General features: G+C 62.5%; 14 protein-coding genes. 6 read left to right on the top strand and 8 right to left on the bottom strand.

The annotated features are described in order from the left end of the window. Positions 1 to 62: 62 nt before the first annotated feature. The 3 genes from YH63_RS08895 to cobS form a co-directional block, all read right to left on the bottom strand. Positions 63 to 1,082 carry an esterase-like activity of phytase family protein gene (locus tag YH63_RS08895; protein WP_046827912.1) on the bottom strand — a complete coding sequence of 340 codons (1,020 nt, stop codon included), beginning with the start codon at positions 1,080 to 1,082 and terminating at the stop codon, positions 63 to 65. Positions 1,083 to 1,085: 3 nt separating this feature from the next. Beyond that, the gene (gene cobT / locus YH63_RS08890) at positions 1,086 to 2,984 is read right to left on the bottom strand and encodes a cobaltochelatase subunit CobT (RefSeq protein WP_046827913.1); all 1,899 of its coding nucleotides are present in this window, start codon (positions 2,982 to 2,984) and stop codon (positions 1,086 to 1,088) included. A 197-nt stretch (positions 2,985 to 3,181) separates the two neighbouring features. Then, the gene (gene cobS, locus YH63_RS08885) at positions 3,182 to 4,177 is read right to left on the bottom strand and encodes a cobaltochelatase subunit CobS (RefSeq protein WP_046827914.1); all 996 of its coding nucleotides are present in this window, start codon (positions 4,175 to 4,177) and stop codon (positions 3,182 to 3,184) included. Between the two features lie 278 nt (positions 4,178 to 4,455). On the opposite strand from cobS, the gene YH63_RS08880 reads away from it, so the two are divergent. Both YH63_RS08880 and YH63_RS08875 read left to right on the top strand, forming a co-directional pair. Further along, on the top strand, positions 4,456 to 5,091 hold the full coding sequence (locus tag YH63_RS08880) for a DedA family protein (RefSeq protein ID WP_046827915.1): 636 nt from the start codon (positions 4,456 to 4,458) through the stop codon (positions 5,089 to 5,091). Then, positions 5,088 to 5,678 (top strand): DUF1801 domain-containing protein, encoded by a 591-nt coding sequence (locus tag YH63_RS08875; protein ID WP_170978639.1) that lies wholly within the window; start codon positions 5,088 to 5,090, stop codon positions 5,676 to 5,678. Before YH63_RS08880 ends, YH63_RS08875 begins: the two co-directional genes overlap by 4 nt. Here YH63_RS08875 and YH63_RS08870 read toward each other — a convergent pair. Then, entirely contained in the window at positions 5,650 to 6,303 is a 654-nt protein-coding gene (locus YH63_RS08870) for a J domain-containing protein (protein WP_046827916.1), read from the bottom strand. The two genes, YH63_RS08875 and YH63_RS08870, sit on opposite strands and share 29 nt — an antisense overlap. 140 nt (positions 6,304 to 6,443) lie before the next feature. Between YH63_RS08870 and YH63_RS08865 the strand changes: the two genes are divergently transcribed. Continuing rightward, a complete protein-coding gene (locus tag YH63_RS08865; RefSeq protein WP_046827917.1) occupies positions 6,444 to 6,719 on the top strand; it encodes a BolA family protein in 276 nt (91 codons plus the stop codon). A gap of 83 nt (positions 6,720 to 6,802) precedes the next feature. On the opposite strand, the gene YH63_RS08860 is transcribed toward YH63_RS08865, so the two are convergent. From YH63_RS08860 to YH63_RS08845, 4 genes are all read right to left on the bottom strand, one after another. Beyond that, a complete protein-coding gene (locus YH63_RS08860) occupies positions 6,803 to 7,294 on the bottom strand; it encodes an endonuclease domain-containing protein (protein ID WP_246658029.1) in 492 nt (163 codons plus the stop codon). A 165-nt stretch (positions 7,295 to 7,459) separates the two neighbouring features. Further along, complete coding sequence (locus YH63_RS08855; RefSeq protein ID WP_046827918.1) at positions 7,460 to 8,809, bottom strand: HlyC/CorC family transporter; 1,350 nt, start codon at positions 8,807 to 8,809, stop codon at positions 7,460 to 7,462. Positions 8,810 to 8,888: 79 nt separating this feature from the next. Continuing rightward, positions 8,889 to 10,031, bottom strand: coding sequence for a 3-dehydroquinate synthase (gene aroB / locus YH63_RS08850; RefSeq protein WP_046827919.1), 1,143 nt, complete (start codon positions 10,029 to 10,031; stop codon positions 8,889 to 8,891). Then, on the bottom strand, positions 10,028 to 10,651 hold the full coding sequence (locus YH63_RS08845) for a shikimate kinase (protein ID WP_137325161.1): 624 nt from the start codon (positions 10,649 to 10,651) through the stop codon (positions 10,028 to 10,030). The genes aroB and YH63_RS08845 overlap by 4 nt, the downstream gene beginning before the upstream one ends. A 214-nt stretch (positions 10,652 to 10,865) precedes the next feature. On the opposite strand from YH63_RS08845, the gene YH63_RS08840 reads away from it, so the two are divergent. The 3 genes from YH63_RS08840 (at position 10,866) to YH63_RS08830 (ending at position 13,127) form a co-directional block, all read left to right on the top strand. After that, entirely contained in the window at positions 10,866 to 11,012 is a 147-nt protein-coding gene (locus YH63_RS08840; RefSeq protein ID WP_046827921.1) for a hypothetical protein, read from the top strand. A gap of 14 nt (positions 11,013 to 11,026) precedes the next feature. Beyond that, positions 11,027 to 11,986, top strand: a complete 960-nt coding sequence (gene xerD / locus YH63_RS08835) for a site-specific tyrosine recombinase XerD (protein WP_046827922.1) — start codon at positions 11,027 to 11,029, stop codon at positions 11,984 to 11,986. 178 nt (positions 11,987 to 12,164) lie between these two features. Then, positions 12,165 to 13,127, top strand: coding sequence for an acetyl-CoA carboxylase carboxyltransferase subunit alpha (locus YH63_RS08830; protein ID WP_046827923.1), 963 nt, complete (start codon positions 12,165 to 12,167; stop codon positions 13,125 to 13,127). Positions 13,128 to 13,418: the final 291 nt, after the last annotated feature.

The raw sequence follows: 13,418 nt of genomic DNA, 5'->3' as shown, positions 1-13,418 counted from the left end.
TCTTTATGGATGAACGTCATCCTGGATTGCTTCGCTCCGCTCGCATGACGAGGAAGGAACACTCACTCCCCGACCAGCGTGAACTGCAGCAGCAGCGTGCGCTGGATCATCGAAAAATTATCGTCGGAAACCATCGTCAGTACGGTCTCGCCCTCGTCGGTGACGTGCGCATCGATGCCTTCCATGTTGTCGACCTCGTATCCGAGATCGACCTCGAAGATGGTCGGCCCGTCGATCACGGCATCCGGAACAACGGATTTGATCGGGATGCGGCGGATGCGAATGCCGACGCCCTCAAGCAGCGAGAACTTTCGTTCCAGCAGCAGCAGATCGCCGGACGGCAGCAGGACCGCATCGCTGATGTCGAAATTGTCCGTGCGCCTGACCGTGAACGGACCGGGCGACGGTCCACCGATCAGGAAGCTCAGGATATTTCCCGACGGATCGAGCCCGCGCTCCGAAATCGCAATCAGGCTTCCTGCAAGCGGCTGCCCCTTCGGGACGAACACAAGAGCTTCGAGTCCCTTGTTGAAGGGCAGCTCGCTAATGCCGGGCGGCACCGGCACCACCTCGCCTCTTGAGCGGATGCCGCCCTTGGCGAAATCGAACCGCACGATCTGATTGACGCGCTCGAAGCCCACATACGCCATGGACCCGTCGAGCGCGAGCGACTCGCTGTCGAACCAGCTACGCGCAGTGACTTTCTTGCCATCGCTGTCCAGCATCGGCGCGGACTTCATATCGGCCAGTCCCGCCATACGCTTGCCCCGATAGGCGATGCGTCCAGTAAACCAGTTGCCCTTGTCGCTGATGGCGATGAATTGCTCGCCCTTCTTGTCGAGCCGCAATCCCGACAGGCCGCCGAATCCACGAAACGACGAGGTGAGGATGAGCCCACTGCGAAACTCCAGGGCGCCATAACGGATGTGGGTCGGATCGCGCGGATCGAAGGACTCGATCGGGCGCGCCTTGACCTCGACCGACGACGTTTGCGCGTTTGCGGGCTCGGTCGCAATCATGCCGGCCGGAAGCGCCGCCATGGCGTTCTTCAGAAACCGCCGGCGGTTGAGTTGGAGCGTCATATGTCAGGAATGCAATCTGCGGCGGCGCGACGGCGACGAGGTCTCGACATGGGTTTCGCTGAACAGCTCGGCCAGCTTTTCCGTAATGGCGCCGCCGAGTTCTTCCGCATCCACGATGGTCACGGCGCGGCGATAGTAGCGCGTCACGTCATGGCCGATGCCGATGGCGATCAGTTCGACCGGCGAGCGGGTCTCGATTTCCTCGATGATGTGGCGCAGGTGCCGCTCGAGATAGTTGCCCGCATTGACCGACAGCGTGGAGTCATCCACCGGCGCGCCGTCCGAAATCATCATCAGGATCTTGCGCTGCTCGGAGCGTCCGAGCAGGCGCTTGTGCGCCCAGTCGAGCGCCTCGCCGTCGATATTTTCCTTGAGCAGGCCCTCGCGCATCATCAGGCCGAGATTCTTGCGCGCGCGCCGCCATGGCGCGTCCGCCGACTTGTAGATGATGTGCCGCAGATCGTTGAGACGGCCCGGATTCGCGGGCTTGCCCGCCGCCAGCCACGCCTCGCGCGACTGGCCGCCCTTCCACGCCCGCGTGGTGAAACCGAGAATCTCGACCTTGACGCCGCAGCGCTCCAGCGTCCGCGCCAGAATGTCGGCGCAGGTCGCAGCCACCGTGATGGGCCGCCCGCGCATCGAACCGGAATTGTCGAGCAGCAGCGTCACCACCGTGTCGCGGAAGGTGGCTTCCTTCTCGTGCATGAATGAGAGCGGGTGATACGGGTCGGTCACGACGCGCGACAGCCGCGCCGGATCGAGGATACCTTCCTCGAGATCGAATTCCCAGGCGCGGTTCTGCTGCGCCATCAGCTTTCGCTGCAACCGGTTGGCCAGCCGCGCGACGATGTGCTGCAAATGCGCGAGCTGCTTGTCGAGATAGCTGCGCAGCCGCTCCAGTTCGTCGTGCTCGCAAAGATCTTCCGCCGAGACGACCTCGTCGAACTTCGGCGCGAAGGCGTGATACTCCGGCCCGCGCGGCTCGTTGAGGCCGCGACCGGGCGGCCGATGCGCTTCGCCGGGCGTCTCGTCCTCGCCCATCTCGCTGTCGTCGAAGGCGTCGCTGGCGGATGCCTGCGCGCTCTCCATGGCGTTTTCCGACATCTCCTCGGTGGAGGATTGCGACTGTTCGGCGCTCATCTCCTCGGCGGATTCGCCCTCCGGCGAACCATCCGCTCCGGACTGGTCTTTTTCGCCGTCGCGGTTCTCGTCCTGATTGTCGTCCTCGTCCTGATCCGCATTGCGGTCGTCGCCAAGCTCCAGCGCCTGCAGCACGTCGTGAAGCGCGTCGCCGAAGCGGGCCTGATCCTCGGTGAAGTTCTTCAGCACATCGAGACGCGTGCCGATCTTGTCTTCAAGGACAGGCCGCCAGAGATCCACCATCTTGCGCGCCGCCGCCGGCGGCGCGAGGCCGGTGAGCCGTTCGCGCACCATCATCGCCAGCGCATCGGCCAGCGGCGCGTCGGCGCGGTCGGTGATCTCGTCGAATTTGCCGCGATGAAAATGATCGTCGAGCATCGCGGTAAGGTTTTTGGCGACGCCGCTCATGCGCTTGGCGCCGATGGCTTCCACGCGGGCCTGCTCGACGGCGTCGAACACGCCGCGCGCCTGCGGATTGCCCGGCGCCAGCTTGCGATGAACCTTCGGATCGTGACAGGCGACGCGCAGCGCGATGGAATCGGCATGGCCGCGCACGATGGCCGCGTCCTTGCGGGTCAGCTTGCGGGCGGGCTCCGGCAGCCGCGCCTTGCCGGGCGACAGGCCCGGACGCTCGGCGGCAAACGTCACTTCGAGTTCAGGCTGCTTGGCGATGGCGCGCAAGGCCGACGTCACCGCGCGCTTGAACGGCTCGGTCGGCGATTCCTTCGACCCGGTTTTGAACTTGATATTCGACGTGCTCATTGCGGCGTGAACCTCGAAGCCTCTTTTCCCTCCCCCTTGTGGGGAGGGTGGCGCATTGGGAGCGAAGCGAACAATGCGTCGGGTGGGGGGCTAGGTCGCCGCGATTGAAAAGCAACCCCCACCCCGGCCTCCGCTTCGCTCGGCCGACCCTCCCCAGGGGGGAGGGAAGATGCGAGCGCGTACTAAATCAGCAGCAATTAGCTCAACGCCACGTTCACGGCACTTTCCGGCAGCTCCGCATTGAAGCAGCGCTGATAGAACTCCGCCACCAGCGGACGCTCAAGCTCGTCGCACTTGTTCAGGAAGGTGACGCGGAAAGCAAAACCGATGTCGCCGAAGATTTCGGCGTTCTCCGCCCAGGTGATGACGGTGCGCGGCGACATCACCGTCGACAGATCGCCGTTGGCGAAGGCGTTGCGCGTCAGGTCTGCGAGGCGAACCATCTTGTTGACGGTGTCGCGGCCGGCATCGGTGCGATAGTGCTTCGCCTTGGCGAGCACGATCTCCACTTCCTCGTCGTGCGGCAGATAATTCAGCGTGGTGACGATCGACCAGCGGTCCATCTGGCCCTGGTTGATCTGCTGGGTGCCGTGATAGAGGCCCGAGGTGTCGCCGAGACCGATCGTGTTGGCGGTCGAGAACAGGCGGAACGCCGGATGCGGCTTGATGACCTTGTTCTGGTCGAGCAGCGTCAGGCGGCCGGACACTTCCAGCACGCGCTGGATCACGAACATCACGTCCGGACGGCCGGCATCGTATTCGTCGAACACCAGCGCGATGTTGTGCTGAAGCGCCCACGGCAAGATGCCGTCGCGGAATTCGGTGACCTGCTTGCCGTCGCGAACGACGATGGAGTCCTTGCCGACGAGATCGATACGGCTGATGTGACTGTCGAGGTTGACGCGCACGCAGGGCCAGTTCAGCCGCGCGGCGACCTGCTCGATATGGGTCGATTTACCGGTGCCGTGAAAGCCGGTGACCATGACGCGGCGGTTCTTCGCGAAACCGGCGAGGATGGCAAGCGTGGTGGCACGGTCGAAACGATAATCCGAATCGACATCGGGCACATGCGGATCGCCGTTGGAATAGGCGGGGACTTCGAGGTCGCTGTCGATCCCGAAGACCTGACGAACCGACACTTTCATGTCTGGGAGGCCTGCGGGTTCCTGCGACTTGGTCATGGCGGCGGTCATCAATCCTCCGTGGTCCCGGATGCTCCCGAAACCAGACGTGCTTGCTGCGGGTGGGGTGCGTGCTGCAACGTAGCAGACAGATGCCGATGGCAGAAGCCCACTGCGCAATGAAAGTTCCATCGTATTTTCATTGAGATAAGCCCTTTTCGCAGCTTTGGTAGGTCTGCCCTGCGATTGCCGGGGACCACGCCGATTCGGAGGGCCGCCAATCGGCGGTTGGCCCCGGATTTCCCGGTGTATGGTGGCGTTCCCGGAATCGCGCCAGCAATGGGCCTCAAGTGAGTTCGCATCTCCATCAACTGATCGGGTTTGTCTCGCTTCATGCCTTGCTGGCCTATGCAGCGATTTTCCTTGCCGCTTTTCTTGAGGCCGTCCCCATTCTGGGCTCGCTGATTCCGGGCTCGACCGTGATTCTGGCGCTCAGCGCGCTGGTGCCCGCCGGCAGTCTCCACCTGACGCCGGTGCTGACGGCGGCGATCGCCGGGGCGCTCCTCGGCGACGGGCTCGCCTTCTGGATCGGCCGCGCCAGCCAGCGCAAGGTGCTGACCTCGTGGCCGCTGTCGAATTACCCGGCGCTGGTCGCGAAGAGCGAAGCCTTCTTCCACCGCTACGGGACGCTCGCGGTGTTTCTTGCCCGTTTCGTGCCCCCGGTCCGCGCCGTCGTGCCGATCACCGCCGGCGCGCTCGGCATGCCGCCGCAGCGCTTCTATCCGGTCAACGCCGCCGCCGTTCTGTTGTGGGCATTAGCGCATGTGCTGTCGGGCGCACTCGCCGGCTCCGCTGCGGAGCGATGGGGCATGAAAATCGAACACTACGGATTGCCGCTGGTGGGCGGCATCATCGCCATCGGGACCATCGCTGTGGGCGTGTATCATTGGCGCAGCCGGCGCGAGGCCAACGGGAGGGTTGGGTGAAGCGAGCCACTTCGGTGAAGCGAGCAGCGAACCACAGCAGACCTTTCGCCGACCGCAATGTCGCAAAAGTATTTGACGCCTATCCGGATGCCGTTCGTGCAAAGCTGCTGACGCTGCGCGCGATGATCCTGGAGACCGCAGCCAAACTCGACGGCGTCGGCCCGCTCGAGGAAACGCTGAAATGGGGCCAGCCGAGCTATCTCACTACGCAATCCGGCAGCGGCAGCACGATCCGGATCGACCGCGTGAAAGCGGACGACGACCGCGTCGCGATGTATTTCCATTGCCAGACCGATCTTGTCTTAACATTCCGCGAACTGTATCCGGCGCAGATGGAGTATGGCGGCAACCGCAGCATCCTGTTCGAGACGACCGCGAAAATTCCTGAAAAAGCGCTGCGCCACTGCATCGGGCTGGCGCTGACCTATCACGCGCGCAAGGGCGGTTCGCAAAACAAGGACGTTTCGAAAAACAAGTCAGCTTCGGCGAAGAAGCCGATTTCGGTGAAAACAACAGCTTCAAAGAAGCGTGAATCCGCTACGCCGAACAAGCCGGCGCTCAGGACGCGCCGCGCACAACCGTCTTGAGATAGTTGTAGGCCTTGATGATCTCGATCAGGCGATCTTCGGTCGAGCGATCGCCGCCGTTGGCGTCGGGATGATGCTGCTTCACCAGCAGCTTGTATTTGGCCTTCACAGTCTCCAGCGTGGCCTCGGGACCGAGGCCCATGACCAGCAGCGCCTTCTTCTCGGCGTTGAAGATCTTTCGCGTTTCCGCCTTCGGCTCCGCCCTGGCACTGCCCGGACCGGGACGCCACTTGCCGCGCCCGTTCATCTCGTCGAACATCTTGAGCGGATCCAAAGCCGCGTCCATGTCGAGATCGGACTTTGACTTTTTGCCGCTGTTCGCACCCATCTTCCAGGTCGGACGATGGCCGGTCAGCGCATCCTTCTGGTAGCTGGCGACCGCATCGGGGGCCATGCCCTGGAAAAAATTGTAGCCCTGATTGTATTCGCGAACGTGGTTGAGACAGAAATGCCAGTATTCCTTCTCATGACCGCGGCCCTTGGGCGCGCGATGTCCGCCCTTGTTCTTGCAGCCGGGCGCCTCGCACATCACGGCTTCTTCGCGTGCAGCAGCCTGCTGCTTCGCGCTCAGCTTGTTGGGCTTGATGCGGATGCTGTCGAAGAATTTGGATGAGTCGATGGCCATGGCTGTATGATAACGCCTTGTGAGAAGCTGCAAGTCTTCACGCGAATTTTCGCGAGCGCGGAGTATACATCGCCGCGCCGGTGAACCGCAATTGAAACGGTGATTGACCTTGGCGAATAACGCGCGATATTGCGCAGATCATGACCGTAAAAGATCAGATCACAAAAAAGTTGAGCGAAGCTTTCATCCCTGAAAGTCTCGACGTCGTGGACGAATCCCACTTGCATGAGGGCCACGCAGGCCACAGGCCGGGCGGCGCAACGCATTTCAGGCTCTATATCGTGTCGAAAGCGTTCGAAGGGAAGAGCCGGATCGACCGCCATCGCATGATAAATTCGCTGCTGGCGCCGGAACTGTCCGGCTCGGTCCATGCGCTGGCGATCAAGGCGTATGCGCCCGGCGAAAACAAGGCGTAGCGACGCACTCCGCGACAAGCGGGAACCGGTTTCCGATCGGGTCACACCGGTGCGCCTGCAAATTCAACCGAACCGTCGGCGAACTAAAACGACGTTCCGGCCCGCGGCTTCTTCTCCGGCATCTCGCTGTCGCGCGGCAGCGGCACGATCCGCAAGCTACTGCTCCCCTCCCCCTTGCGGGGAGGGGTCGGGGTGGGGGACAACGCGCTCTGAATTTCGCTCAGAACACCTTCAAGATTGCCAAGCACGTCGTGATTCCAGAAGCGCAGCACACGATAACCTTCGGTTTCGATCTGCTGGGTTCGCATCGCGTCAGCCGCGCGCTGCACATCGTGCTGTCCGCCGTCCAGTTCGATGACGAGCTTTGCCCTGCGGCTGACAAAATCAACAATGAACGGCCCGATCAAAGCCTGTCGCCGAAAATGAGATCCGGTCAACGCAATGTCGTGGCGAAGCCGTTGCCATAGCACCCGCTCCGCGTCGGTCGGCTGGGCGCGCATACGCCGTGCGAACTGCTGTCGGCGGCCATCCTGGCGATCATTCATCGCGTTCGTCTCGGCTGCGTTCTCGTTCATTCGCATTTACAGACCCCCACCCCCAACCCCTCCCCGCAAGGGGGAGGGGAGCAGAGAGGTCATGCCGCAACATTCAGAAACACATACAATTCCGAAGACAATTCCGAAAACACGTGCAATTCAAAAGCATTCAGAACAAGCCAATTCAAACGAATCGTCGGCGAACTAAAACGACGTTCCGGCCCGCGGCTTCTTCTCAGGCACCTCGTTCTCGCGCGGCAGCGGCACGATCCGCAGCGCCGTGATGCGGTTGCGCTCCCGCCGGAGCACCCTGAAGCGGAATCCGTGGAACGTGAAGCTCTGCCCGCGGTCGGGGATCGAGCGTGCCTCATGAATGACGAGGCCGGCGATGGTGGTCGCTTCCTCATCCGGCAGATGCCAGTCCATCGCGCGATTGAGATCGCGGATCGGCACCGAGCCATCGACCACAACCGATCCGTCCGGCTGCGCGCGGACACCCGCAACAGCCACGTCATGCTCGTCCGAAATATCGCCTACGATTTCTTCCAGAATATCTTCCAGCGTCACGAGGCCTTCGACTTCGCCATACTCGTCGACCACCAACGCGAAGTGGGTCTTGCGGCGGCGGAACGCCTTGAGCTGTTCTGACAAAGGCCGCATCTCCGGCACGAACCACGGCGGCAGGGCGATCGCGCCGACATCAACCTTGGAGAGGTCGCCGTCTGTCGCGCGGATGGCGCGCAGCAGATCCTTTGCATGCAGAACGCCGATGATGTTCTCGGGCTTCTCGCGCCACAGCGGAATGCGGGTGTATTCCGATTCGAGAATTCCACGGATGACCGCGTCGGGCGGCCCGTCGGCGTTGACGCTGACCATTTTGGTGCGATGGACCATGACGTCGGACACTGCGAGATCGCCAAACCGGAACACATTCTGGATGTATTCGGCCTCGCCGCTTTCCATTTTGCCATGCTCGGCCGATTCGCCCACCAGACCTTCGATTTCGGAATCGGTGAGAATTTCGTGCTGGGAGGATTCCTTCACGCCGAGCATCCGCAAAATCGCGCGCGATGCACCGTTCAACATCCAGTTCAGCGGATAGAACACGAGATAGGATACATAGAGCGGATATGCGATCCATTGCGAGACCGGCACGGGCTCCCGGATCGCAAGCGTTTTCGGCACCTGCTCGCCGACGACGATATGCAGCGAGGAGAACACCAGAAAGCCGGTCAGAAATGACGTAAAATGCAGCGCGGATTCCGGCAATCCGAGCGGCTCGAGAACAGGCTTGAGCAATGCCGCAACGGTCGGCTCGCCAACCCAACCGAGACCGAGCGAGGCCATGGTGATGCCGAGCTGACAGCACGCGAGATAGGCTTCGATGTTGCCCATCATCTTCATCAGCAGGCGCGCGCCGAACCGGTTCTGCTCGGCCATGACCTTGACGCGAAACCCGCGGCTTTTCACCAGCGCGAATTCAGCCGCCACGTAGAATGCGTTGGCCGCGAGCAGCAGGAAGGCGATGAGCAGATTGACAGCGGCTGAAGTCATGCTTGTCCCGCGACGGTCTCGTCGTTATGCGGTGCGTCGATGATACGTCCTGGCATCCTGCGCCGAGACAGCATCGCCCTCACCCTGATAATTTTTCCTGAAGGAAATCGCGGACCGTGGACGGGTCGACATCGTTGACGATCACGGCCTTGCCGATCTGCTCCAGCAGAATGAAGGTCAGCCGCCCGCGCTTCACCTTCTTGTCTTGTCCCATCAGCTTCAGCAGCGTGTCGGCGTCCGCAAGACCCTCCTGCTGAAAGCCCGCGATGTCCTGCAACCGTGTCGGCAGGCCGACCGATGCAAGGTGACGCTGCACGCGCGCAGCGTCCGCCGCCGGGATCATGTTGAGATGCGCCGAGAACTCCGCGGCCAGCACCATGCCGACCGAAACGCCCTCGCCGTGGAACAGCCGGTCGGAAAAACCGGTCACGGCCTCAAGCGCATGGCCGAAGGTATGCCCGAGATTGAGCAACGCGCGGTCGCCGGTTTCGCGTTCGTCGCGCGCCACGATCGCCGCCTTGGCGCGGCAACTGGCCGCGATGGCGCGCTCGCGTGCGGCGCCCCCTGCGAAGATCTCCGCATGATTGGCATCGAGCCAGTCGAAGAATTCCAGGTCGCCCAGCACGCCGTATTTGGCGACTTCGGCATAGCCCGCACGGAATTGGCGCGGCGACAGCGTATCGAGCACCGCCGTATCCGCGACCACCAGCACCGGCTGGTGAAACGCGCCGACGAGATTCTTGCCGTGCGGTGAGTTGATTCCGGTCTTGCCGCCCACCGATGAATCGACCTGCGCGAGCAACGATGTCGGCACCTGCACGAAATCGACGCCGCGCCGGACAATCGACGCCGCAAATCCTGCCAGATCGCCGATCACGCCGCCGCCGAGCGCGATCACCAGATCGTTGCGCTCGATCTTCGCGGCGATCAGCGCCTCGGAGACATCCTGCAACACGGCGTAGCTCTTGGACGCCTCGCCCTCGCCGACCACAATGCGCGAGGACGCAATGCCGGCATCCGCCAGCGCGGCTTCGGTCTTGCCGAGCCAGTTTTTTGCAACGGTGTGGTCGGTGACGATGGCCACGCGCGCGCCGGGCCGCAGCTTGGCGATGCGGTGACCGAGCGACGGCAACACGTCGCGGCCGATGATGATGTCATAGGCGCGGTCGCCGAGGGCAACGCCGACGGTCACCGGATTTGTGGTCTTGATGGGGGCGGTCATTGTGTTTCGCTTGAGGAAGAGGACGCTGCGCTGCCGGACACCAGGTGTGCGTAAAGCGCGTCGATACATTCATCGACGATCTTCTCGTGCGGCACGTCGCGTGACGCAATCGCCAGATCGGCGAGTTGATAAAACGGGCTGCGTTCGCCGATCAGGCGCTCGATGGTCGCGGCCGGATCGGCGGTTTGCAGCAGGGGCCGGTCGGCGCGGCGCTTGACCCGCTTCAGGATCACGTCGCCGTCCGCCTGAAGCCAGAGCGAGACCGCCTTGTCGCGAATCCGGTTGCGGGTTTCCTCGCGCATGAACGCGCCGCCGCCGGTCGCGACCACACAAGGACCGCTCTCCAGCAGGCGGGCGATCACCCGCGCCTCGCCGTCGCGAAAGTACGGTTCGCCGTGCTGCGCGAAGATTTCGCTGACGGTCATGCCCGCATGCGCGATCTCGATTTCATGATCGGCATCTAGAAACGGCATGTGAAGCCGCGCGCCGAGACGCCGCCCGATGGTTGACTTGCCCGATCCCATCATGCCGACAAGCACGATCGGGCGGCCCTTGAGGGCCGCGACAATGTCGGCCTCATGGGTCATGCCGTCCTGATGTCTGGCCGCGGTCTCGGTCATCTCTTCAATGGCTCGGCTGACCGCTATTTCGGCCAGGAAGCCACCTATACTACTCCTGCCGTTACCGCCGCTAGAGCGAACGTCGGGGCACCAGAGACTCTTGCCGAAACAGCGCGAACATGTTGGTACTTTGGAGTGGCCTGAGCGGCCGCGTTCCGCTGGTTAACGTGCCGTCCGGGCCGGCAATCCGAAGGTAATTCCGAGGCCAAGTTCGATGCCCAGCCTGCTTCGCTTCCTGACGGTCGTCGCCGTGATCGGCGGATTGATCTATGGCGGCATCTTCGCACTCGCCAATTTCGTCAATCCGAAGCCGCGCGAAATGACGATCAGCGTTCCGCCCGACAAATTCCTCAAGCGATAGGCGGGTTGCGGATCATGGCGTCCGACAAATCCTCCGACATCCGGCTGACCGCCCTGTTCCTCGACATGCTCGCGGCCGAACAGGGCGCAGGCGTCAACACGCTCGATGCCTATCGCGGCGATCTTGAGGACCTGTCCGGCTTCCTCGCCCGGCACAAATCGACGTTCCAGACCGCCGACACCCAGATGCTGCGCGATTACCTCGGCGATCTCGACGACCGCGGATTCAAATCATCGAGCGTGGCGCGCAAACTGTCGTCGACGCGGCATCTGTTTCGTTTCCTTCTGAGCGAGCGGGTGCGCGCGGACGATCCCGCCGCGATCCTGTCCGGTCCGAAGCGCGGACGCGCGCTGCCGAAAGTCCTGTCCATTGCCGACGTTGATCGTCTCCTGACGCAGGCGAAAACATCGTCGGAACTTCCCGAGCAGTCGCCGCTGCAAAAGCTGCGCGCGATCCGGCTCTCGTGTTTGCTTGAAATTCTCTACGCGACGGGACTGCGCGTTTCGGAACTGGTTGCGCTGCCGCTGTCCGCCGCGCGACGCGACGCCCGCATGATCGTGGTACGCGGCAAGGGCAACAAGGAGCGGCTCGTTCCGCTCAACGAAACATCGAAGCAGGCGATGGCGGACTATCTCGCCGCGCTGGAAGCGACGCACCGCGAGCAAAAGAAATCGTCGACTGCCTCGAAGTGGCTGTTTCCGTCATCGGGCGAGAGCGGCCATCTGACGCGGCAGCATTTCGCGCGCGACCTCAAGGAGCTTGCGGCGGTCGCCGGCATCGCGCCGCGCCTCGTCAGTCCGCATGTGCTGCGCCACGCCTTTGCGAGTCATCTGCTGCACAACGGGGCGGACTTGCGAATCGTCCAGACACTGCTTGGCCACACCGACATTTCCACGACGCAGATCTATACCCATATCGTCGAGGAGCGATTGAAGAGCCTGGTGCGCGATCTGCATCCGCTAGCCGACAAATGACCCATTGAAAGCCCAGCAATATCGGCACTTTCCACCGTCAAGCTTGACTTGGGACCGCTTCTTGACTTGAAAGGCCCCAAGAAAGACCCCAAGGAAGACTTCAATACGCGATTGAGACCGACCGAACTATCAATTCGTGCGCCCTTCGCTCAAGCACGCCCGCCCCCATATTTGTCACATGCCGGACCTGATGCGCAGTTATCTGGATTTTGAGAAGCCCGTCGCCGAACTCGATTCCAAGGTGGACGAGCTGCGTGCGCTTGCCGCCAGCGGCAGCGACATCAGCGAAGAAGTGTCGCGCATCGAAGAAAAGGCGGCACAGGCGCTCACCGATCTTTATGCCGATCTGACGCCCTGGCAGAAAACCCAGGTCGCACGCCATCCGCTGCGGCCGCATTGCGTGGATTACGTCAAGGAACTCATCACCGAGTTCACGCCGCTTGCAGGCGACCGCAAGTTCGGCGACGACGAAGCGCTGATCGGCGGCTTCGGCCGTTTCAGAGGCGAGAGCATCTGCGTGATCGGCCAGGAGAAGGGCTCGACCACCGAAACCCGGCTCAAGCACAATTTCGGCATGGCCAAGCCCGAGGGCTATCGCAAGGCCGTGCGGCTGATGGAAATGGCGGATCGCTTCGGCATCCCTGTTCTCTCGCTGGTGGACACGGCGGGCGCCTATCCCGGTATCGGCGCCGAGGAGCGCGGACAGGCGGAAGCGATCGCGCGCTCCACCGACGCCTGCCTCAATCTCGGTGTGCCCAATGTCGCGGTCATCATCGGCGAAGGCGGCTCGGGCGGCGCCATCGCCATCGCCACTGCGAACCGCGTGCTGATGCTCGAACACGCCGTGTACAGCGTGATTTCTCCGGAAGGCGCAGCCTCAATTCTGTGGCGCGATTCAGCCAAGGCGCAGGAAGCCGCGACCAATCTCAAGATCACCGCGCAGGATCTCGCCCGCTTCGGCGTGATCGACACCATTTTGAAGGAGCCGCCTGGCGGCGCGCACCGCGATCCGGCGGCGATGATTGCCCGGACCGGCGACGCCGTCGCCCAGGCTTTCAACGACATGCGAAGCCTCGATTCCAAGGCGGTGCGCAACCAGCGCCGGCAGAAGTTCCTCGATATCGGCCGCAAGCTCGGCTAGCGAATCCCGCGGCCATAGCGGCGCGCAACGCGCCGCGCCGCCACATCGTGGCTTTTTTGGGACAGCGTCCTTTCGGCCACGGCCGTTTTTCACCAGTGTTTTGATTTACTTAGCGTTGACCATAAAGCGGTCAATGCCGTCCGGTTGCGGTCGCTTCGGCTTGCGACCGGGGGGCCTTAAGGATAATAATCGATCAATTGCTCACGCACGTTTTTAGCCAAGAAGCGAACGCCGCTTTTACGACGAAAACACGTGCGGCCTGTTTAGACGGGCAGCGTTTTCCGGCCGCCT

It is taken from the genome of Afipia massiliensis, from assembly GCF_001006325.2.
Lineage (GTDB): Bacteria > Pseudomonadota > Alphaproteobacteria > Rhizobiales > Xanthobacteraceae > Afipia > Afipia massiliensis_A.
Note: the sequence above shows the minus strand (reverse complement) of the source record. Positions and strands in the feature narration are given on the sequence as shown.